Annotated in this window: 18 protein-coding genes and 1 pseudogene; 11 read left to right on the top strand and 8 right to left on the bottom strand. The window is 45.0% G+C overall.

Going from position 1 to position 21,634, the window contains the following annotated elements:
* Nucleotides 1–564 precede the first annotated feature (564 nt).
* The 4 genes from RIG27_RS13165 to RIG27_RS13150 all read left to right on the top strand — a co-directional run bounded on the left by RIG27_RS13165 (nucleotide 565) and on the right by RIG27_RS13150 (nucleotide 6,898).
* Nucleotides 565–3,471, top strand: coding sequence for a PAS domain S-box protein (locus tag RIG27_RS13165; RefSeq protein WP_446345764.1), 2,907 nt, complete (start codon nucleotides 565–567; stop codon nucleotides 3,469–3,471).
* Nucleotides 3,472–3,750: 279 nt separating this feature from the next.
* Nucleotides 3,751–4,299 (top strand): DUF2721 domain-containing protein, encoded by a 549-nt coding sequence (locus RIG27_RS13160; RefSeq protein ID WP_446345762.1) that lies wholly within the window; start codon nucleotides 3,751–3,753, stop codon nucleotides 4,297–4,299.
* Between the two features lie 136 nt (nucleotides 4,300–4,435).
* Nucleotides 4,436–4,621, top strand: coding sequence for a hypothetical protein (locus tag RIG27_RS13155; protein ID WP_446344331.1), 186 nt, complete (start codon nucleotides 4,436–4,438; stop codon nucleotides 4,619–4,621).
* 111 nt (nucleotides 4,622–4,732) lie between these two features.
* On the top strand, nucleotides 4,733–6,898 hold the full coding sequence (locus tag RIG27_RS13150) for an NACHT domain-containing protein (protein WP_446345760.1): 2,166 nt from the start codon (nucleotides 4,733–4,735) through the stop codon (nucleotides 6,896–6,898).
* A 576-nt stretch (nucleotides 6,899–7,474) separates the two neighbouring features.
* Here RIG27_RS13150 and RIG27_RS13145 read toward each other — a convergent pair.
* Nucleotides 7,475–7,732 carry a UPF0175 family protein gene (locus RIG27_RS13145; protein ID WP_446345758.1) on the bottom strand — a complete coding sequence of 86 codons (258 nt, stop codon included), beginning with the start codon at nucleotides 7,730–7,732 and terminating at the stop codon, nucleotides 7,475–7,477.
* Between the two features lie 388 nt (nucleotides 7,733–8,120).
* Here RIG27_RS13145 and miaB point away from each other — a divergent pair, with 388 nt between their 5' ends.
* Nucleotides 8,121–9,476, top strand: a complete 1,356-nt coding sequence (miaB, locus tag RIG27_RS13140; RefSeq protein ID WP_446345756.1) for a tRNA (N6-isopentenyl adenosine(37)-C2)-methylthiotransferase MiaB — start codon at nucleotides 8,121–8,123, stop codon at nucleotides 9,474–9,476.
* Between the two features lie 17 nt (nucleotides 9,477–9,493).
* Here miaB and RIG27_RS13135 read toward each other — a convergent pair whose 3' ends face one another.
* Nucleotides 9,494–10,759: an RNA-guided endonuclease InsQ/TnpB family protein gene (locus RIG27_RS13135; RefSeq protein ID WP_446344341.1), complete on the bottom strand. Its 1,266-nt coding sequence runs from the start codon at nucleotides 10,757–10,759 to the stop codon at nucleotides 9,494–9,496.
* A 261-nt stretch (nucleotides 10,760–11,020) separates the two neighbouring features.
* Between RIG27_RS13135 and RIG27_RS13130 the strand changes: the two genes are divergently transcribed.
* The 4 genes from RIG27_RS13130 (at nucleotide 11,021) to RIG27_RS13115 (ending at nucleotide 16,185) form a co-directional block, all read left to right on the top strand.
* Nucleotides 11,021–11,296 carry a hypothetical protein gene (locus tag RIG27_RS13130; RefSeq protein ID WP_446345754.1) on the top strand — a complete coding sequence of 92 codons (276 nt, stop codon included), beginning with the start codon at nucleotides 11,021–11,023 and terminating at the stop codon, nucleotides 11,294–11,296.
* Nucleotides 11,297–11,700: 404 nt separating this feature from the next.
* Entirely contained in the window at nucleotides 11,701–14,313 is a 2,613-nt protein-coding gene (topA, locus tag RIG27_RS13125; protein WP_446345752.1) for a type I DNA topoisomerase, read from the top strand.
* A gap of 82 nt (nucleotides 14,314–14,395) precedes the next feature.
* Nucleotides 14,396–15,625 carry an AAA family ATPase gene (locus tag RIG27_RS13120; protein WP_446345750.1) on the top strand — a complete coding sequence of 410 codons (1,230 nt, stop codon included), beginning with the start codon at nucleotides 14,396–14,398 and terminating at the stop codon, nucleotides 15,623–15,625.
* A complete protein-coding gene (locus RIG27_RS13115; protein WP_446345748.1) occupies nucleotides 15,622–16,185 on the top strand; it encodes a hypothetical protein in 564 nt (187 codons plus the stop codon). Before RIG27_RS13120 ends, RIG27_RS13115 begins: the two co-directional genes overlap by 4 nt.
* 111 nt (nucleotides 16,186–16,296) lie before the next feature.
* Here the strand turns inward: RIG27_RS13115 and RIG27_RS13110 are convergent, their stop codons facing one another.
* From RIG27_RS13110 to RIG27_RS13090, 5 genes and pseudogenes are all read right to left on the bottom strand, one after another.
* Nucleotides 16,297–16,848 (bottom strand): Uma2 family endonuclease, encoded by a 552-nt coding sequence (locus RIG27_RS13110; RefSeq protein WP_446345746.1) that lies wholly within the window; start codon nucleotides 16,846–16,848, stop codon nucleotides 16,297–16,299.
* Between the two features lie 56 nt (nucleotides 16,849–16,904).
* Nucleotides 16,905–18,212 (bottom strand): glutamate-5-semialdehyde dehydrogenase, encoded by a 1,308-nt coding sequence (locus RIG27_RS13105; protein WP_446345766.1) that lies wholly within the window; start codon nucleotides 18,210–18,212, stop codon nucleotides 16,905–16,907.
* 114 nt (nucleotides 18,213–18,326) lie between these two features.
* Nucleotides 18,327–18,836, bottom strand: a complete 510-nt coding sequence (locus tag RIG27_RS13100) for a hypothetical protein (RefSeq protein WP_446345744.1) — start codon at nucleotides 18,834–18,836, stop codon at nucleotides 18,327–18,329.
* 2 nt (nucleotides 18,837–18,838) lie between these two features.
* On the bottom strand, nucleotides 18,839–19,903 hold the full coding sequence (locus tag RIG27_RS13095; protein ID WP_446345742.1) for an AAA family ATPase: 1,065 nt from the start codon (nucleotides 19,901–19,903) through the stop codon (nucleotides 18,839–18,841).
* A 38-nt stretch (nucleotides 19,904–19,941) separates the two neighbouring features.
* Nucleotides 19,942–20,049 (bottom strand): annotated as a pseudogene (locus tag RIG27_RS13090) (Uma2 family endonuclease); the annotation flags it as partial.
* Nucleotides 20,050–20,192: 143 nt separating this feature from the next.
* Between RIG27_RS13090 and RIG27_RS13085 the strand changes: the two are divergent.
* Both RIG27_RS13085 and RIG27_RS13080 read left to right on the top strand, forming a co-directional pair.
* A complete protein-coding gene (locus RIG27_RS13085) occupies nucleotides 20,193–20,540 on the top strand; it encodes a PadR family transcriptional regulator (RefSeq protein WP_446344363.1) in 348 nt (115 codons plus the stop codon).
* Nucleotide 20,541: 1 nt separating this feature from the next.
* Nucleotides 20,542–21,078, top strand: a complete 537-nt coding sequence (locus RIG27_RS13080; protein ID WP_446345740.1) for a hypothetical protein — start codon at nucleotides 20,542–20,544, stop codon at nucleotides 21,076–21,078.
* Nucleotides 21,079–21,436: 358 nt separating this feature from the next.
* Here the strand turns inward: RIG27_RS13080 and RIG27_RS13075 are convergent.
* Nucleotides 21,437–21,634: hypothetical protein (locus RIG27_RS13075; protein ID WP_446345738.1), on the bottom strand; the 198-nt coding region annotated here is incomplete at its 5' end.

Genomic DNA, 21,634 nt, shown 5'->3' with positions numbered 1-21,634 from the left:
GACAGAGCCTGATACTGGCGTTCATATCAAGGTGTCGTGACCCGTCTAACGTAGACTACGGTGAGTCTCAGTCTGCACGTTCCGACGCAAGTCCAGATATGCTTAGGTGTGCATAGTCCTGTATAGGTTTTTCGGAACGGTTACTCTCCCTGCTTTGGTGAACGGGTAGGAAAATTTTTCCCTGAAGGTCTATGCTTGCGTTAATGTAACAGTCTTAATGTTTAGTATAAACGCAAATATATGAATTTATGTAAACCTTTTTTAAAGAAATACGGGGAATAGTTTTCAAGGTGCGATGCCTCTCGGTCCCAGGTTTTTATAGAGGTTTAATACCCTTTCCTCTAAGCTAATTAGAAAACAAAGTCGTCCTAAAGGACAAGGCTTTATACCCAATTTTTCGGTAAAGTAGATATGTTGACACCAATGCTGGGAGTCTCCCCAGGTCTGGTGTTGGTATAGTACAATATTTGGCTTCTGTATGACGTGTCTATACTGAAAATTAAGAGGGGTGCATCTAAACATTATCGTTTGCCGTCGTCCAGAGGGATTACAACCCAAATTAAAATGAATAGTTTTCAAACGCCTAGTGAATCCATGGATCAACCCGCCAACAGGGAATTCACTCAAACTTTATTTTTAAGCGTATCGGATGATTTATTCGGAATATGGCACAAACAGGGATATTGGCAGCCGCTGAATCCGGCTTGGGAAAAGGTTTTGGGCTGGACAGAGGAGGAGTTGCGATCGCACGCTTCCTGGGAACTGATTCATCCCGATGATCGCGATCGCACCATCGCCTATTTTACCTCAACCGAGGCGGTTGAATGTGAGCATCGCATTCGCCACCAAGACGGGAGTTATCGCTGGCTGGCGTGGAAACTCATTCCAGGGGATGATGGTAAGTTGTATGGTGTTGGTCAAGATATCACCGAAACCAAGCACATAGAAGCCAAGCTCAAAGAACGCATCGAGTTTGAGCAGTTAATCACTAGCCTATCCGATCAATTCATCCAGTTGTCCTCTGATGGCATTGATGAGGCGATTCAGCACACCCTAGAAAAAATCGGTGAATTTTGCGAGTGCGATCGCACCTACATGGCATTATTCTCAGAAGACGCTGCCACAGCCAGTATCATCCAGGAATGGGTTGCACCGGGCGTGAGTTCCATCCAACCGCAATGGCATGATTTTCCTACCGCCTCTTACCCTTGGGGAATGGCAAAGCTGAGAAACTTAGAAGCGATTCAAATTTCCCATCTCACCGATTTACCCCCCGAAGCCAATTCCCTGAAACAAGCGCTGGAGTTAACCGGGGCTAAATCTGTTACCATTGTTCCCATCGCCCAAGGCAATCATCTCATCGGATATTTAGGGTGTTCTGCGGTGAACGCCGAAAAAACTTGGTCAGACGATAACCTCTCCTTATTACAAATTATTGGCGGTATTTTTGCCAACGCCTTAAGTCGTCAGCAAGCCAAATTCCAACTGCGAGAAAGTGAACGGCGATTTCGGGCGGTTTTCAATCAAACCTTTCAATTATCTAGTTTGCTCACTCTAGAGGGGGATGTCATTGCTGATAACCAGACGGCTATGGACTTTTGCCAACTGGATAGTTCTCAGGTGCTTGGGTATCCCTTCTGGCAGTTAAAATGCTGGACAATTTCTGCCGAAACTCAACAGCAATTAAAAACCGCGATCGCGGAAGCCGCAACCGGAAAAACAATTCGCTACGAAGCTGATATTTTAGCCCCCGATCAGTCCGTGATCACGATTGACTTTTCCCTCAAACCCCTGCGGAAAGAAAACGGCGAGATCGAACTCTTAATTGCTGAAGGTCGGGATATTAGCGATCGTAAGCAAGCAGAAGCCAAACTGCAAGCGGCGATGGGGGATTTAGAACAGCGAGTTGAGGAACGGACTCACGAACTCAAGCAGACGAACGCGCAACTACAAGCAGAAATTCTTCAGCATCAGCAAACCGAAGCCGAATTACGCAATAGCGAACAACAGTTTCGTCGGGTATTTGATGAAGCGCCCATTGGCATGACATTAGCAGACTTAAATGATCGCTATATTCGCGTAAATCGGGCATTTTATTCCATGCTGGGGTACACTCAATCCGAAGTCATGGCACTCAGCTTTAAGGATATTACCCACCCCGACGAATTGGCGCTGGAAATTCCTTATATGCAGCAGTTAATTCGCGGAGAGATTGACAGCTTTCAACTGGAAAAACGTTATATCAAAAAGAATAAAGATTTAGTCTGGGTGAATTTAACCCTCATCGCCTTGCGCGATAAACAAGGTGACGTACTCTATACCTTAGCCATGATCGAGGATATCACCGAACGCAAGCAAGCCATGGAAGCCCTGCGTCAAAGTGAGGCACGTTATCGAGCCATTGTTGAAGATCAAACCGAATTGATTTGTCGGTTTAAAGCCGATGGTACATTCACCTTTGTTAATGATGCTTACTGTCACTATTTCAACAAACCACGCTCCGAATTAATTGGATATCGCTTTAAACCCCAGATTCCCGACATCGACCAGGAGTTTGTTAACCAGCAATTTAAAACCCTTTCCGTTGAACAGCCCATCGTCACCTACGAACACCGGGTCATTTTGCCAGACAATAAGATTCGCTGGCAACAATGGACTGAGCGAGTGATGTTTGATAATCAGGGGAATATTGTCGAGTTTCAGGGAGTTGGACGAGATATTACACCGTTTAAACAGGCAGAAGCGGAAATCATTAAAGCTTTGGAAAAGGAACGAGAACTGAGTGAACTGCGCTCTAGTTTTGTCTCCTTGGTGTCTCACGAATTCCGCACCCCCTTAACGGCAATTCTTTCATCGTCAGAACTTTTAGAGCGTTACAGTAAAAAGTTAACAGATGAAAAGAAAAAAGCTCATTATCAGCGCATTCAAATCGCGGTTAGCCGGATGAAGCAGTTATTGGATGATGTGCTAACAATCGGTAAAGCTGAGGCGGGAAAACTAACGTTTAAGCCAGCCTCAATGGATTTAATCGGATTCTGTCAGGACATTGTAGACACCCTGCAAATGAGTATCAGTCAACAGCATTCGATTAAATTTGTCAGTCATGGCGACTGTCGTAATGTTCAAATGGATGAGAAACTGTTACAGCATATCTTGAACAACTTAATTTCTAATGCGATTAAGCATTCTCCCCAAGGGAGTGAGGTGAAGGTTGAGTTAACCTGTGAAGGGGAATCGGCGATTTTCCATATTCAAGATCAGGGAATTGGCATTCCCCCAGAGGATATCAAAAAACTCTTCTCGTCGTTTCAACGCGCCAGTAATGTTGGCACAATTCAGGGAACAGGTTTGGGATTAGCCATTGTTAAAAAATCTGTGGATTTGCATGGGGGATTGATTACAATTGAAAGTGAAGTTGGCAAAGGGACAACGTTTACGATTATATTACCTTTGCAATCGATGGCAGAGTAAATACCCTTTTCCACCCAGCAAATTGTCGTCCAATCGTCGTCCAATTGTAGGGTGCGTTAGCGAAGCGTAACGCACCATTTCTCATGTAAGCGTAACGCACCATTTCTCATGTAAGGCTAAAGCCCCGACTAATTTAGGGCTAAAGCCCTTACTACAAACGTCCTGTAACGTGGGTTACAAAATTATTCCTGATATAATGTATCTCCTCTGACTATCGCATTCAATGGCAATCCTGCGCTATACTGCTCAAGATTTAGCTAGGTAGCACCCAGGAAAATCATGGATCAAATGTCTCTCACTGTCACTCAAGTCATTCAAGCTATTCTTGCGCCTGCTGTGATGATTTCCTCCAGTGGATTATTTTTTTTGGGATTAAATGCGAGACAGTCTTCCTTATTAAATCGCATCCGCTTATTGAACAACGAGAGAAGAATCCTTTCCAGGGAGTTAACGCACCAAGGACAGTTCGATTCCGGAGAAGATATTCGCTTTTTAAGCTTAGAACATCAACTGAATAATCTGTTGCGCCGAGCCTGGTATGTGCGGAATTCAACCCTCTGCGATACATTAGCCGTAGTTTTTTTTGTGCTGACCTCATTTGCTATTGCCCTGCATTTTTTTATGGGGATAACGTTACTGGAACGAGTACCAATTTTTCTATTTATTACCGGAATGTTTCTGGTATTATTAGGAGTCATTTGTTTAGCGATTGACGAATTAATCGCCTATTCAGTAATTTTACTGGAGGTTCAAGACAAACAATCGATTATGGTTGACTTTTTCGCCCGACCAAATGACCCGAAGCCAGGAGAGCAGAGTAAAACGTAAAAATCATGCCTTTAAACAAAGTGAAGTGTAAATAAGGCGTTTTTTATGCTGCCTTTTCGAGTGAAAGCCTTAGTGACAAAATCTGCTATTGTTGATAACAACTGGATATCCGTCGCATCGATTTAGAGGAGTTGCCTTGCTGTCTAATTTACCACTAGAACCCAATCCTTATCTATTGTTGACGCTTCACTGCATCATCGGTATTATCGCGGCGCTTCTCGCTCGACGCAAGGGGTTTGATTTCCGCCGTTGGCTGATTATCGGGTTAATTGGTGGTACACCTGCGTTGATAGTGGCGCTAGTGGTTAAACCAAAACTGTAGGGATTCCAGCCTTGGTTCGTAGTAGGCACTTTAGTGCCAGAAGCGCTTTAGCGCTTACTACAAACTCTGTTAACCTGTATAGTATTCCCCTAGCTACGCATTCTTACCGCCATGACTGGATCTGAAGCTCTCATCGCTCAAGCGATTAGCGGAATCGCTGTTCCCGTTTTCCAAACCCTCTGGGGACAAGGGGGTAAAGTTCTGGGATTATTTGGCAAAACTCTGGATGAAAAAGCCAAACAAGCGATTTTTAAAGCGTCTCGGCAATATGCACAGAATTATACAGAACGTCATGGCATTCTGAAAGTCTTGGGAATGCGAGAACCTGTTTCCTTGGAATCAGTTTATACAACGGTGCAATTTTTGGATGACGCCGCGATTCAGAGTTTTGAATCCGTTGAAACCCTGGAACTTATCTATCGGAAAGCGAAACAGCGGAGTTTTCAGTCTCAAGATTGTCCCAAGCAACCCGGAATTAAGGTGGCGAATCAAAAGCAGTATTTGATGGTGTTAGGAAGCCCCGGTGCGGGAAAATCTACCTTCTTGCGCCGCATGGGATTGGAAGCGCTGAAGGGAAAGAAGGGACAGTTTAAACACGCTTGTATTCCGGTATTAATTGAACTCAAGACGTTTAACCAGGGTGATATTGATATCGAACATAAAATTGCTGAAGAATTCCGTATCTGTGGTTTTCCCTCTCCCCAGGAATTTACCGCTAAAGCCTTGGAACAAGGGAAACTGCTGATTTTATTGGATGGATTGGATGAAGTGCCAACAGAGCGAATGAATCCGGTAATTCAGCATATTCAGAACTTTGTCGATTTACATGATAAGAATCGCTTTATTGCTTCCTGTCGGGTTGCTGCTTATCGCCACAACTTCCGCCGCTTTACCGATGTGGCAATGGCAGAGTTTGATGATGTTCAGATTGAAAATTTTATTAGCAATTGGTTTGGGCGTGAGCCAGAAATAGGTCAAGAGTGTTGGCAAAAGCTTAATCATGAAGACAATAAAGCGGCGAAGGAACTCACCCAAACACCATTGTTGCTGACGTTAGTCTGTTTACTCTATCAGCGCTCCCGCAAATTCCCTACCAACCGCGCTACGCTGTATGAACGAGCATTGCGCGTATTACTGGAAGAATGGGCAGCAGAAAAAGGTGTGTTTAAAGATGACGTTTATAAAGGATTAGATACGAAACGCAAGGAGATGATGCTGTCGGAAATTGCCCATGATGCGTTTCAGGCAGATCATTTATTTTTACCCAGACGGGAAATTGCGGATCAGATTGAGAAACTTTTGGCAGAAATGCTCCCCGATGAAACATTGATTGATGGGGAAGCGGTTTTAAAGTCAATTGAAAAACAACATGGGGTATTAGTCCAACGGGCAGAAGGGGTTTACTCGTTTTCTCACTTAACCCTTCAGGAATATTTGACAGCGCAATATATTGATGATCATCGCCAAATTGATAAGTTAGTCAAGGAACATCTTAGCGATGAGCGCTGGCGAGAGGTATTTTTGTTGGTTTCTGGATTGATGCGAGGTGGGGCAGATGAGTTGTTGTTGTTGATGGAAAAAAAAGCGCAAACGTATATTAATACTCCCAGGTTACAAGCGTTATTACGTTGGGCAGATTGGATAACGGCTGATTCTGAAAGCAATATGAATCCTGTAGCAAAACGTGCGATCGCGATCACCCTAGCCAAAGCTTACGCTCTAGCCTACACCAACCCTAACGCCAACCCTAACGCCAACGCTTACGCCTACGCCAAAGCCAAAGCCTACGCCAACGCCTACGCCCTAGCCAACGCCCTAGCCAACGCCCTACTTAAAACCAAAGCCTACGCCAAAGCCAAAGCCAACGCCCTAGCCAACACTGATTCCTACATTCTCATCACAGCCAATGCCTACATCCAGATTATTACTGAAGCTATCGATCATGCCGACAAACTGAAAGAACTTAAAGTTTTTAAAAATGACAATATCACTGTCTTTATTGCCAGACTAGAAGCCCTAAAAACAAAAGTAATCAACGAGAATAAACCCTTGGAAGAATATCGAGCATTGGCTGATCAAATATTACATATTTATCTCAAAGGTTTTAATTTAAGCCCAAAATTAATAACTTTATCTGAAACAGAATCAAAGGCAATTTCAAACTATTACTATGTCAATTTACTGATGGTTCAATGTAAGGAATCAGCCGTGCGGGTATCGCCCAAAACCTGGGCGGCGATTGAAGAAGGGATGTTGCGGGTTCCCGACAACGGATAATCCAAGTTCCGATTGTGTCTCGATTCACGCTGAAGCTGAAGTTCCTTTCCCATTTCTTGCTATTTTACCTGTTAAGCTGTTCGGCATTTAAACCTTAATGTCAATAATGACGAAAGGATGGTAGTGCGAGCATCTTGCTCGCTACTAATACCCAATTTAAATGCATGACAGCTTAGGATAGGCGGATTATGTTGATTGAGTCGTTTAGGCGGTTCGCGAGGACTTGTTCCAGACTCAAAGACTCGTCAACCACACATAGAAACTCGTCAGCCACAATCTAAGCTGTTCGGCATTTAAACCTTAATGTCAATAATGGTGCAATCCTTGTAGTGCGAGCATCTTGCTCGCTACTAATACCCAATTTAAATGCATGACAGCTTAAAGACTCACCAACCCGCTTACCCCTTCAGATGCGAACGTTTCATGGCAAGTTTAGACACCTGAGTCGGGGTGGGTTTAGTTACATCTGGGTGCAACCGAAAAGATAGTCGTGAAACCCGCCCCTACAAAATCTTTCAATCTCCTAATCTGCCACTAACAAGTTACCTCCCTTCGTTGCGCCAGATACAGTGACAACTAAGATGCAGATGAATTACTCTCCTCTGCCAACTCCTCAGCCGTGTATTGCATAAAATCCACTTGATACCGAAACAACGCATTAATCAATTCAGCGCGAGTTATTCCAGCAATTTCAGCGGCTTTACTTTGAGATATTTGCCCCAGTTCATACCATTTTACAGCAGCGGCTATTCGCATCTCTTGGACAAACTCATCAGGATTCTTCCTCAGTGCAGAGAATACAGTTTTGGGAAGTTCAATCGATACAGATGTCATAAAAAAATCTCAACTTGATGACTATAAACCCTAGCATTAAACTCAAACCTGACTTAGCTTAGACGGTCAAACAACTTCAGGACTTACGCCGCGATACCACATAGACCTGTAAAATAATAAAATAAACAATCTGACCCCAAACCATCATAAACACCTCTGCGCCCCTCTGCGTTGACCTCTGCGTCCCTCTGCGTTAAAAAAACACAAGGATGTACCGTACACCGCCCAAACGATTTATGAACTAGGTTAGCGCGATCGCTTTTGGAACGGGGCTAAAGCCCCGACTACAAACTTGTGCGATCGCTCTTGGAGATGGGATACTCATGCCATCATCAGCCAAAACTTATAATAAAAGTCTGTACGCAATATCAAAACCCTACGACTTAACATGACCACCTCTCCCCGTCGCTACCATATCACCACCTTCGGCTGCCAAATGAACAAAGCCGACTCGGAACGCATGGCTGGTATCTTAGAGGATATGGGATTTGAGTGGTCAGAAGACCCCAATGACGCCAGCCTAATCCTCTACAACACCTGCACGATTCGCGATAACGCCGAACAAAAAGTCTATTCCTACCTGGGTAGACAGGCAAAACGCAAACAAGAACAAACAGACCTTACCTTAATTGTCGCCGGATGTGTAGCTCAACAGGAAGGAGAAGCGCTGCTGCGGCGTGTCCCAGAATTGGATTTAGTCATGGGACCCCAACACGCTAACCGCCTGAGAGACTTACTCGAACAAGTCGGTGACGGAAACCAAATTGTCGCCACTGAACCCATCCATATCGTCGAAGACATTACCAAACCCCGCCGCGATAGCACCGTTACCGCTTGGGTGAATGTAATTTACGGCTGTAACGAACGCTGTACCTACTGCGTTGTCCCCAATGTGCGCGGTGTGGAACAATCCCGTACCCCAGAGGCGATTCGGGCAGAAATGGCAGAATTAGGACGCCAAGGGTATAAGGAAATCACCCTGCTAGGACAAAATATTGATGCTTATGGGCGAGATTTACCGGGCGTGACTGAATCGGGACGGCATCAGCACACCTTGACAGATTTACTCTATTATGTTCACGATGTCCCCGGAGTTGAGCGGATTCGGTTTGCCACGAGTCACCCCCGCTATTTCACCGAACGATTAATTCGCGCCTGTAAGGAATTGCCCAAGGTTTGCGAACATTTCCATATTCCCTTCCAATCCGGGGATAACGATATCCTCAAAGCCATGGCGCGGGGATACACCCAGGAAAAATATCGCCGAATTATTGATACGATTCGCGATTATATGCCCGATGCGTCGATTAGTGCGGATGCGATTGTCGGCTTTCCCGGAGAAACCGAGGTACAGTTTGAGAATACATTGAAACTGGTGGAAGATATTGAATTTGACCAATTAAACACCGCCGCTTACTCACCTCGCCCTGGTACACCCGCCGCCCTGTGGGAGAATCAGAGTAGTGAGCAGGTAAAGAGCGATCGCCTACAACGGCTCAACCATTTAGTGAACACCAAAGCCGCCGCGCGATCGCAACGGTATTTCGGGCGGATTGAAGAGGTTCTCGTCGAAGACCAAAATCCCAAGGATTCCAGCCAAGTGATGGGGCGCACGCGGGGGAATCGGTTGACGTTCTTTAGCGGGAATATTAATGAATTAAAAGGACAGTTAGTTAAGGTAAAAATTACCGAAGTTCGCGCCTTTAGTCTCACGGGTGAAGCGTTAACTTTAGCCCCTTGGTGACATCCTCCTACACCAAATCAAAGATTATGGTGTAGGCTTCCAACATCGCTGTTAGACATTGCTGCCCTGCGCCACTTATCTAGGCAAAATGCCCCCGACAGCCCGACTTGACAGCCAATTTCTTTCCCCCAGAGTCCCTGGGTACTCAGTTGTTCAAAACCCCGATTACAGATTTCTTGTGCCGAAGCTATGTCCCTATCAACTTCATATTTGCATTCTGGACAACTGTGCCATCTATCAGACAGTTCTTTTGGGACCTCAATGCGACAATTAGGACAAGTCTGGGATGTTCCTTTATGGTCAACTTCAGCGATATAGACACCCCGCTGTTTCCCAACATAATAAAGAATGTCTCTGAACTGACCAAACCCCGCATCAACTGTATGTTTACCTAGAAACCCTTTTGCCATAGTTCGGAAGTCAATATCTTCTAAGAAGATAGTTCCCGCCATGTCACACAGCTTGTGAGCCATTTTGTACTGATAGTCTTTCCGTTTGAATGCAATATGGTTGTGCAGTCTTTCTACTTGGCGTCTGGCTTTTTCATAGTTTTTAGAACGCTTTTGTTTCTTGGATAACCTGCGTTGTAGCACTTTTAGCCTACGGTGCATATCCTTGAAGAATTTACGTCCTGGTTCTACGAAACCATCACTGGTTGCTAAATAACTATTCAATCCAACATCTACCCCAATAAAGTGACCATGCGGCACAGGTTCAGGAATGAAAATATCAGATTGAATGCTAACTACAGCAAACCAACCTACAGCTTTTTTAAGTATCCTGACTTGTTTGACAATAAACCCATCAGGAATCGGTCGATGGAGATTGACTTGTACTTTTCCTAGCTTGGGTAATTTGATTTGCCATCCCGTTATTGGATTTACCTTGAATTGAGGAAAAAGTATCGACTTCATTTGCCCATACTTTTTAAATCTTGGAAATCCATAACCCCGCTTTTGGAAAAAGTCCCAAGCGTCATGCAATCGCCTAATGGTTGTTTGCAATACCTGAGAAGGTACTGCTTTCAGTCTTGGATAATCTTTTTTGGCTTTAGGTAAATTGTTCTGTTGTTGCTGGTATCCAGGAAAAGGGTAATCAGCAGCAATAATATATTCTGACTCTAAGCTACATCTATCTACTGGACACTTTCTTGAAGAAATCCAATCCTTGAGTTCTCTAAGAGCGTAATTATAAACATTACGACAGGTTTCGAGCCACTCGTTTAGTGATTCGACTTGGAGAGCATCAGGATAAATTCGATAGGTATAGTTTAGAGTTATCATGCATTAATTATAACCTATATTACTGCAAAGAACAAGTTACAGTAAATGTCTATTTTGGGTGTATCGAACCCCAAAATAGACTTGGGGAGTGAAGGCATCTCGACGCCAAATCAAAGATTATGGCGTGAGACTTATAGCTCCCCAAACCCCTCGTCAGTTAAAAAGGATGTGATGTCGGGTGGGCAATGCCGATCCGACTCCTGATCGAGGCAGATCTAGCAACTGACGATTGGGAGTGCGATCGGCTAAAGATCTATCTATATGATGTGCGATATTTGTGGAATTGACAGTGTAATCATCCGCCAGATTACATTTTCTCCCCCATCTTCCCCATCTCCCTCATCTTCCCCATCTCCCTCATCTCCCAGACGTTCCACCGGAACGTCTCTACAACCCCATCTTCCCCATCTTCCAGACGTTCCACCGGAACGTCTCTACAACCTCATCTTCCCCATCTCCCCCATCTCCCCCACCTTCCCCATCTTCCCCACCTTCCCTCTGGAAAAAGTGCAGTTACTCTTGAGATGGGATATATAAGAGAAGAAGAGACATGTTATAGATGATCGACCCAAAGCAGTAGCGTAGTATGGGACTAACTGGGACTGTATTTCAGGCATAGCCCTGCTAATTACGACTTTGGGGATGCACCAACCGCCTAACCTAGCCATCATGCACCGCATACGCCAACACCCATGAACATCACTCCCACTCAAAACCATGTCCTTGAGCGACGTGAAGAATCGGTCAGGGCGGGTTTTGTACAAACGTTACCATCAATAGCGACAAGAAAGTCCCATTACCCGCCCCTACGCACTCACGCACCCGGTTCTCTTGAAGGAAGGAAAAGGTTCAAACTCTCTGATTACGGATCAATGACTTGATACCCTGCATAAACGACTTAGATTAGACTATTCAGCTAGGCTGCTATTTTGAGGACTCCCATGACCACCCTCGTCATCGTCGAATCTCCCACCAAAGCCCGCACCATTCGCAACTACTTGCCTTCGGGCTATCAAGTAGAAGCGTCAATGGGTCATATTCGTGACCTCCCTCAATCGGCTAGTGAGATCCCCGAAGCCGTCAAGGGAGAAAAATGGGCGCAGTTGGGGGTCAATGTAGAGGCGGATTTTGAACCCATCTACGTTGTCCCCAAAGATAAAAAGAAAGTTGTCAAACAACTCAAAGACGCCCTAAAAGACGCCGAAGAGTTGGTACTCGCCACAGACGAAGACCGGGAAGGGGAAAGCATTAGTTGGCATTTATTGCAAGTCCTCAAACCCAAAGTACCCTGCAAACGCATGGTCTTTCATGAAATTACTCAAGAAGCCATTCGTGACGCCCTGCAAAACTGTCGGGATATTGATGACCAACTGGTACACGCCCAAGAAACCCGCCGAATTTTAGACCGATTGGTGGGCTATACCCTTTCGCCTCTACTGTGGAAAAAAATCGCCTGGGGATTATCAGCCGGTCGGGTTCAGTCCGTTTCCGTGCGGCTGCTGGTGAATCGAGAACGCCAACGCCGTGCGTTCCGTCAAGGGAGTTATTGGGATTTAAAAGCCCTTTTAGACCAAGACAACACTCCCTTTGAATCCAAACTTGTCACCCTAGCCGGGACAAAAATAGCCACCGGAAGTGATTTTGACGCCAACACCGGGCAAATTATCCCAGGGCGGAATGTGCGCCTGCTGAATGAAGCCGAAGCGCGAGACTTGCAGGCGCGTCTAATGGACAAAACCTGGACGGTGACTAACCTAGATGAACGCCCCGTCACCCGCAAACCCGCCCCCCCATTTACCACCTCCACCCTGCAACAGGAAGCCAACCGCAAATTAAGCCTATCGGCGCGAGATACGATGCGGACGGCTCAAAATTTGTATGAACAGGGGTATATTACCTATATGCGGACGGATTCGGTGCATTTATCCGCACAAGCGATCGCGGCAGCCCGGAGTTGCGTCGAACAAATGTATGGTCAGCAATACCTCAGCCCGAAACCGCGTCAGTACAGCACCAAAAGTAAAGCCGCCCAGGAAGCCCACGAAGCGATTCGTCCCGCCGGAAGCACATTCCGTACCCCCAGAGATACTGGACTATCGGGTCGTGAATTGCAACTGTATGAGTTAATTTGGAAGCGCACTGTCGCCACCCAAATGGCAGACTCGCGCCAAACCCACATTACCGTAGATTTAGACGTCGAAGATGCCGGATTTCGGTCTACAGGCAAACGTATCGATTTTCCCGGTTATCTGCGGGCGTATGTGGAGGGTTCCGATGATCCCGACGCCGCCTTAGAAGACCAAGAAGTCGTCCTTCCCGCCTTAGCCGTTGGAGATCATCCCGAGTGCAAAAACCTGGAAGCCATCGGTCATGAAACCCAACCCCCAGGGCGCTACACCGAAGCCTCCCTGGTCAAAACCCTAGAAAGTGAAGGAATTGGGCGCCCTAGTACCTACGCCAGCATTATCGGTACGATTATCGACCGGGGCTATGCCCAAATGCAAAAAAAGACCCTCATCCCCACCTTCACCGCCTTTGCCGTCACCAGTTTACTAGAGAAACATTTCCCGGACTTGGTAGACACCAGCTTTACCGCCAAAATGGAACAAACCCTCGACGAAATCTCCACCGGAGAAGCCGAATGGTTACCCTATCTGGAGAAATTTTATCGAGGTGACAATGGCTTAGAAACCCAAGTTCGCGAACGGGAAGACCAAATTGATCCCAATGAAGCCCGGAGTGTAGAACTGGAAAATCTGGATGTTAAAGTTCGCATTGGTAAATTTGGTCCCTACATCGAAGCCGAAAATGGCGAGGGTTCCGTCACCGCCTCCATTCCCCAAGACTTGACCCCCTCGGAACTGGATGCAGCACAGGTCGAAATTATCCTCAAGCAAAAAACCCAGGGACCAGAAAAACTGGGACTGCACCCCGAAACGGGCGAACCGATTTATCTATTAATTGGGAGTTATGGTCCTTATGTCCAACTGGGTGAAGTCTCGGAGGAGAATAAGAAACCAAAGCGGATGTCTTTACCCAAAGGGGTGAACATGGAAGATGTCACCTTAGACATGGCGCTGGGTTTATTATCGCTTCCGCGTACCTTAGGCGTTCATCCCGCTACTGGGGGCAAAGTTCAGGCGGGATTGGGGCGCTTTGGTCCTTATGTTGTTCACAACCAGGGGAAAGAGGGCAAAGATTATCGTTCCCTGAAAAAAGGCGACGATGTGTTGACAATTTCCATGGAACGTGCATTGGAACTCTTGTCTGAGCCGAAAAAATCCAAGGGGGGTAGTCGCAGCAAATCCAAGACTCCTTTGAAGGAATTAGGGGAACATCCAGAGGATAAAGAACCCGTCAATATCTACGAGGGTCCCTATGGAACATACATCAAGCATGGTAAAACCAATGCGGGACTCCCGGAGGATTTATCGGTGGAGGAGATTACCCTAGAAAAGGCATTAGAACTCTTAGCCGCGAAAAAAGCCAGCAGCCGTTCCAAAAAATCAAAATCCTCAAAATCCTCAAAAAGTCGCAAAAGTACCAAAAAATAGGTTGATGTAGAGACGCGCCATGGCGCGTCTCTACTAAAAATGATGTGAAAATACAGTGGCGAGAAAAGGGACTATCTAATTAATGTTGCAAGAATTACATCTCAAGCAAGTAGGACCCGCCCCTGAATTTGATGTAGAATTTTCTGAAAGGCTGAATATTTTCACAGGGGATAACGGCTTAGGAAAAACCTTTCTACTTGACATTGCTTGGTGGACATTAACCGGAAACTGGATCGAGCAACCGGCTTATCCCCAAAGACAAGGACAACCTGAAATCATTGGTCACGTAGACAGTCCAACCGCTTCAAATAATCAGGACTATCATAGCTCTTTCGATTTTGATGAGCAAAAATGGCGTAAGCTGCCAAAACCATATTCTTTTAAAGGAATTGTCATTTACGCTCGTGCTGATGGTAGTTTTTCTGTTTTTGATCGGGATCGAAAACGGGATACGGCTTATAACTTTACTGCCAACACGCTATGGAACGGTTTACGATCAGGTGAAAAAGTGCTTTGTAATGGGTTAATTGATGATTGGGTGAAGTGGCAAATTCAGCCTGATCAAACCCAATTTAATTTACTCTCTCAGGTTATCCACAAACTTGCCCCCCATCCAGGAGAATGGATAGAACCTGGAGAACCCACCAGAATTTCTGTAGAAGATGTCCGCGATATTCCAACAGTTAACCTTCCCTATGGAAATGTGCCTATCGTTCATGTTTCAAACGGCATGAAGCGGATTCTGGGATTGGCTTACTTACTGGTTTGGACATGGTATGAACATAACAAAGCCTCACAACTGCGTCAAAACAAAGCATCAAATCAAATCATTTTTCTCATGGATGAGGTAGAGTCTCATCTCCATCCTCGTTGGCAACGGACAATTTTACCTGCCATTCTAGAGGTAATTAAGGGATTTCGAGAAAATTTAAACGTCCAGCTCCTAATTACTACTCACTCTCCCCTTGTCTTAGCATCTGTTGAACCCATTTTCCAAGAGGAACGCGATCGTTTATTTTTGTTCGAGTTACAAGGTGAAAAAGTAACCTTAGATGAAATCCCTTGGACAAAGCAAGGTGATAGTGTTGGATGGCTAACCTCGGAAATTTTTGGGCTTCAGCAGGCTCGTTCAAAGCCAGCTGAACAAGCCATAGAAGCGGCGGAAGCCTGGATGCGACACGATGATATGAGCAAATTTCCTGACTATTTGAGAACTAAAGATAAAATTCACCAACAACTACTGCATCTTCTACCTGGACATGATCCTTTCTTTCCCCGTTGGATTGTCACAATGGAGAAACGGCAAGCATGATTCCCTTTCTGATGCCTCCTGAACCACCTAATTTTGATGCTCAAGCCAGACAACCTGGCAATGACTGGTTAGCTAAAAATCCAGAGGCAAAAAGACCAAAGGATTATTGGTCATCTTTTAAAGGTTACTTAGCCAATGGCTTTAACCATCTTTGTGGCTACTCAGCCATGTATGAACCTATTGGAACAGTTGATCACTATCGATCCTTTAAAAATTCTCCTGATCTCGCTTATGAGTGGAGCAATTATCGTTATGCTGCACAGTGGATTAACAGTAGCAAACGAACCGTAGATGAGCAAATTCTTGATCCGTTTCAAGTTGGGGACGATTGGTTTGAGATTCTTCTACCCTCCTTACAATTAGTTGTAACGGACAAAGTACCACCATCGGAACGAAAAAGGGCAGAATTCACACTACAACGCTTACACCTACAGGATGATGAAAGAGTGATTCGCCAACGTCAACAGTGGTATCAGTTGTATCTGGATGGGGATTTAACGTTGACAGGATTAGAGAAGAAAGCCCCGTTGATTGCCCGTGCGATACGAAAACAGCAGTAGTCTAACAAGGCATAAAATCAATAAAAAAGGACAAATGACATGAATCTGATACTTTCTTTCCTTATTTGTTCACTCAATTGAATAAATTATGGAATGGCTATAGGGCTTGATCTACCGACTGACAATAGAATCGACGGATATACTTATATCAGGAAACGCTAGGGGATAAATTCTTCCTCCCGTTAGCGTCGATCGGGAAGCGTATTCTCCATCTTGGGGATCTCGAAATACAATAAGTTGTCTTCTTTTTAGGTTAACAACCCAGTATTCAGAAATACCAACTTGAGCATAAATTTTAAGTTTTATCTCTAAATCTTTCTCTAAACTAGACTCGGAATACTCAATTAACCAAAAAATGTTGTCTGGATAAGGGTGGTGTTCTAGGTATTCACGCCCCAATCTTTGCACAATGGCAATATCGGGTTCAGGTTCAGAGTTGTTTGGGAGTGTAATCGGCTTGGCTAAGCGAACCATTGCGCGATCGCTTAACCGCCGCATCAGATATTCCCCAGCTTCACTACTGAAGTAGGCGTGGGGTTCTCCTTCTGGTGACATCTCGACAATTTCTCCTTGGAGTAGTTCCACCTGCCGATCCTCTAAAATCCCCGCCGCAATCATGCGGTGATACTCGTCTATTGTCCATTTGACTGTGGTGATTGCCATTGCGATCGCGTTTCTGTTGCTTTAAAGATGAAACACTGATTAGGTTTAGGTTTCCTTCAATCCAAATCCTTATGGGTAAAGGATTTAGCATCCTTGCCACTATAACTCGCAACCACCTGACCTTGACCTGTCATTTGATATTTATACGTCACCAATCCTTCTAATCCTACAGGACCACGGGGCGGTAACTTATTCGTACTAATTCCGACTTCCGCGCCAAACCCATAACGGAACCCATCCGCAAACCGAGTCGAACAGTTGTGGAAAACATTCGCGCCATCCACTTGATTGAGAAATATCTGGGCAATGTCTGTATCTTCGGTGACAATAACGTCGGTATGCCCAGAACCATAATGATTGATATGATTAATTGCGTCTTCTAAGGAATCGACTATTTTAATCGACAGAATTAAATCATTGTATTCTGTAGACCAATCCGCATCTGTGGCGGCTGAACAATCGATCATTTGGCAAGTCGCTTCATCGCCACGGAGTTCCACCAGCCGTTCCTTCAAGGCTTTTGCAGCTAGGGGAAGAAAGCTAGGCGCGATCGCACGATGCACCAGTAGCGTTTCTATCGCGTTACATACCGCTGGATACTGGGTTTTCGCATCAACGGTAATCTCTACCGCTTTTTGCAAGTCAGCCGCGCGATCAATATAACCATGACATATCCCATCAGCATGACCCAATACCGGAATTCGGGTATTATCTTGAACGAAGCGAACAAAGGAATTCGATCCTCTGGGAATAATTAAATCAATGTAGTCATCCAATTGCAATAGCGCCATCGTCTCCTCTCTGGTGGTTAAGAGTTGCACCACCGCCGGATCAACTGAACTGGTGGATAATCCTTTGTGAATCGCCTTAACAATCGCTTCACAGGATCGTACTGCTTCCTTCCCACCTTTGAGAATCACGCCATTCCCCGATTTTACCGCCAGAGAGGTAATTTGCATCACTGCATCAGGACGTGCTTCAAAGATAACGCCTAAGACTCCCAGGGGACAAGTGACACGCTTGAGAACTAATCCCGGATCAAGTTCCCGATGAATTTGGATGGCGCCAATGGGATCAGTCAACTTCCCTACATCCCGCACTCCCGCGATCGCGGCGTTTAGTTTTGTCTCATCCAGCTTGAGGCGATTGTACAGGGGTTTAGGGATACTCTCCGCTTCTGCGGCTTGGCAATCGGCAATATTCGCCGCCAAGATATCCGGTGCTGCGGTTTCTAAGGATTTCGCGATCGCTTCAATGGCTTGATTTTTGGTATCAGTGGACATAACCGCCAACTGTCGCGCCGCTTGGCGAGTGGCTTGTGCGATCGCGCTGAGGGATTGGGATGGTACTGGAGTCGCTGTCATGGCTGGAGATACGAATACCAACGAAGTCATCTGAAGTCTAGCAAAATCCTGGACTGGGCGGAAATTATGATTGATATCGTTCCCGAACGCTAAACGCGCTATCTTGAGATAATGCTATAAGTTCTCAATTTTTGTTTGTAATTCCATTAAATCAGGATATTGAGTAATATCAAGTTGCTCAATTGCCCAAGCAAAAAAGTTTTTTAAAGAGATGTATTGAGATTCTTGCTGCTGCATCGCTTTTTGCAGATCTTTGCCATGAAACCAGATCATGTACTGCTTCTGTTGCCAAAATTCGTCTTGGCTAAACTTAGCCTGATAGATACCTAAACTTTCCTCAAATCTGTCTTGGGTGACTTGATCAACAGCTTCTCTGAACGTCTGAATTAGTTTTTTAGCTTCAGCTTCACTGTGTTGTAAACCTAAATCAGCCGGAAGTTCACCGCTATTTTTTTTCCAAGTTGTTTTAAGGTGCGATCGCGCCACACTCGGCTTCGCTACATCAGCCAATGCCCATCGTACTGCTTCATAGTCTGTCAGCGTTCTTGCTGACCTATCAATAAGTTTGATATCTAAACTGGTTTGTTTCCCCTCACAGAAAATAACCTTATCAACGACACTCACAATTACACTCCTAATCGAATAATATGTGCTTCAGGTACTAATTGCTCGACATAATCAGAGTGAGTTGTGATAATGAATTGATTGTTTTTACCCAATTTAGGTAAAGTTCTCAGCAATGCTTGTTGCATTGGCGGATGTAAATGTAGTTCAAGTTCATCAATCAAAATGACTGAATTATGAATATTCCAATTTGCAAAGTCCATTAATATGGGAAAAATAGCCCGCTCTCCCCCAGACATTTCTGAAATTTCATACTGGTTTTTGCTATCGTGGAGATAAAACCAAGGTTCACTCAGGATGTCATCAATATTCTCACGAGGAACCGGACCTTCAAAACTACGTTCGGGAAAAACCTTCTGGTAAGCTCGTTCAATTTCAGCATACACATCTTTTTGTCCTGGACGTAGTTGCTTAATTCTACCTGTTTCAATATCTTGATGGAACTGACGCCATTTTGATAGGCGATCGCGTAAAATATTTTCAGTTATTTCAAGTTTTTTATCCGTATTTTCAGTGGTTAAACTTGTTGATGTTCTTTGTTCGGTATACCAAAAGACTGTACCCACTTGTTCAAACGCCTGAAACCCTTCAGAGCGAAGCAATTGTTTAGCATAGTCTCGTCCTTTAAATTGGAACAATTGAGCCGCCGTATCTGCTTGGACTCGCTCACCTTGCCATCTCAAAGTTGCTAGGTAATCCTCTGCTGGAGGTACGGGTAAATGACAACCCATTTCTTGTAATTTTTGATGAAACTCCTGAACAGCATGGAGTTCTTGAGCTGAAAATTGTACCTTTAGAGTTACCTCTGGCTCAAATCGACCCCAGTTATTTCCTAGCAATTCATAATTAAATCCTACCCAATCTAACTCAGTAAGTTTTTGTAATCGCCCAGTTGCTACTCCCAGCGTCGCCGCAATTGCCTGTAAAAGACTGGTTTTCCCAGTACCATTCATGCCAATTAGGACAATAATATCTCGTGCCAAACCCGTTTCTGAATCAGTAAAATCAAATACAGGCGGATTTCTGAATTTCTTGAAATACTTTAACTCGACCGATTGAACTTTCATGGCGAACTATTTAAACCTTTACGTGTTTACTCACCTGAATCAGTCATTTCTCCCTGGAGTAGTTCTACCCGCCGATCATCTAAAATCCCCGCCGCAATCATCCGGTGATACTCGTCTATTGTCCATTTGGCTGTGGTGACTCTCATCGCGATCGCGTTTATGAAAGCTGGCTTTATTATAGACGGCGCTAACTATAGAGGCGCTGAAGCGCCTACTACGAACGGCGCACTCACCCTATATTCAAAAAGTGAATATATAATTAAATTATGAATATAGAAGGGATGACCCGATGGCTACTCGCAACAAAGACGACACGCTGAATCTGACGTTAATTGAAGAGTCGATCCTGAATGCGCTGATGTATCGAGAACGCTATGGATTGGAGATTATGAGTGCGATCGCGCAAGCTAGCAACGGTGAACGCACCATTGGCTTCAGTTCCCTTTACCCCACCTTGCGAAAACTGGAAAAGCGGGGTTTCGTTACCTCTCGCTGGGGTGATGAAGCGCCGGAGGAAACCACAGGCGCACGCCGACGTTATTACAAAATCACAGGTTCTGGCTTGCAAGCCTTGGAGAAAAAGCAACAATTCCTCACCGCCTTACACCATTTGCAACCTGCACTGGGAGAACTCTAATATGATGCACCGAAACCGTCACCGCCGCCGCGTCGTTCCGCAAATAGTACGTTTGATCTGGCGTAGTGTACAAGCGATCGCCAAAGCGTTGATTTATCTGGCTGTTGAATTTACCGTCTATATCGCTATTGGTGGAGGAGCGATCGCGCTTTTCTGGCTGGGATTACCCAGCTATGTCGCATTAGGATTAAGTATCGGGTTAGTGATCCTCAGCTTCACCGTGAGTTTTCTGGCTTACCGACAACATCGCCGGATCACTAGGCGATCGGTCAAAACCGATGCTTCTCCGATGATTAAAGGGGATGTTAAATTGGCTGACTGGATTGCTCAAACCCTTGCCACAAAAGCACCTCAAGAGTGGGAGGAATACCAAGATTGGCTACATGATATTTTACTGGATCGTCGCCAATGTCTAGATCAGGGTGATCCTTATTGGCGGGTAACGGCTTTAACCTACTGGCGATTAACTGGACTCTGCATTACCGTCAGTTTGATCAAGCTGAGACGACTTGCGATCGCGGCGAGACGAATGCGTTAAGAATTTCCCATTGACAAAGGACAAAAGACAAAGGACAAAGGACAAAGGACAAAAGACAAAAGACAAAAGACAAAAAAAAAGAGAGTCACCTAAGCAACTCTCTAGATTATCAGGGTGCATCTACTAAGCATAATTATAGCTATTGGGGGTGAGGGGTGTCACCCCTTATTTGCAAAAAAGATGTTTAGTTTTGTAAAGAAGTGGCAGCATAACCCGTGATCCGTGACCCCTGTTTGTCCCCCTTGGAATAAAAAAGTGGCAGGTGGTGAACGCCAACGATTTATCTTAGTAGGGGGTTTGTTGAATCCGTAAGCGTAGATTTACCTAAAACACAGCTTTAATCAGAGAAAATTAAAGGCTATGAATCCACAAAACACAGATAACTCAACCGTATTTGATATCCTTTGGACGATGTTTCTTTGACACTCCCCGCCCTATAAGTGCGGGGATTCTTAGTTCCGCGACACACCTTACAATTATCTATCCTTGCGGCAATACTTAAACCAAACACCCGTAGAAAACTACCAAGTATTGAGCCTAATTTAGATAACTCCAG

The organism is Coleofasciculus sp. F4-SAH-05 (assembly GCF_040222985.1).
Classification (GTDB): domain Bacteria; phylum Cyanobacteriota; class Cyanobacteriia; order Cyanobacteriales; family Coleofasciculaceae; genus Coleofasciculus; species Coleofasciculus chthonoplastes.
Note: the sequence above shows the minus strand (reverse complement) of the source record. Positions and strands in the feature narration are given on the sequence as shown.

Coding starts and splice junctions, on each gene's coding strand:
- RIG27_RS13165 (WP_446345764.1), top strand. CDS start 565: ATGAATAGTTTTCAAACGCCTAGTGAATCCATGGATCAACCCGCCAAC.
- RIG27_RS13160 (WP_446345762.1), top strand. CDS start 3,751: ATGGATCAAATGTCTCTCACTGTCACTCAAGTCATTCAAGCTATTCTT.
- RIG27_RS13150 (WP_446345760.1), top strand. CDS start 4,733: ATGACTGGATCTGAAGCTCTCATCGCTCAAGCGATTAGCGGAATCGCT.
- RIG27_RS13145 (WP_446345758.1), bottom strand. CDS start 7,732: ATGACATCTGTATCGATTGAACTTCCCAAAACTGTATTCTCTGCACTG.
- miaB (WP_446345756.1), top strand. CDS start 8,121: ATGACCACCTCTCCCCGTCGCTACCATATCACCACCTTCGGCTGCCAA.
- RIG27_RS13135 (WP_446344341.1), bottom strand. CDS start 10,759: ATGATAACTCTAAACTATACCTATCGAATTTATCCTGATGCTCTCCAA.
- RIG27_RS13130 (WP_446345754.1), top strand. CDS start 11,021: ATGATGTGCGATATTTGTGGAATTGACAGTGTAATCATCCGCCAGATT.
- topA (WP_446345752.1), top strand. CDS start 11,701: ATGACCACCCTCGTCATCGTCGAATCTCCCACCAAAGCCCGCACCATT.
- RIG27_RS13120 (WP_446345750.1), top strand. CDS start 14,396: ATGTTGCAAGAATTACATCTCAAGCAAGTAGGACCCGCCCCTGAATTT.
- RIG27_RS13115 (WP_446345748.1), top strand. CDS start 15,622: ATGATTCCCTTTCTGATGCCTCCTGAACCACCTAATTTTGATGCTCAA.
- RIG27_RS13110 (WP_446345746.1), bottom strand. CDS start 16,848: ATGGCAATCACCACAGTCAAATGGACAATAGACGAGTATCACCGCATG.
- RIG27_RS13105 (WP_446345766.1), bottom strand. CDS start 18,212: ATGACAGCGACTCCAGTACCATCCCAATCCCTCAGCGCGATCGCACAA.
- RIG27_RS13095 (WP_446345742.1), bottom strand. CDS start 19,903: ATGAAAGTTCAATCGGTCGAGTTAAAGTATTTCAAGAAATTCAGAAAT.
- RIG27_RS13085 (WP_446344363.1), top strand. CDS start 20,193: ATGGCTACTCGCAACAAAGACGACACGCTGAATCTGACGTTAATTGAA.
- RIG27_RS13080 (WP_446345740.1), top strand. CDS start 20,542: ATGATGCACCGAAACCGTCACCGCCGCCGCGTCGTTCCGCAAATAGTA.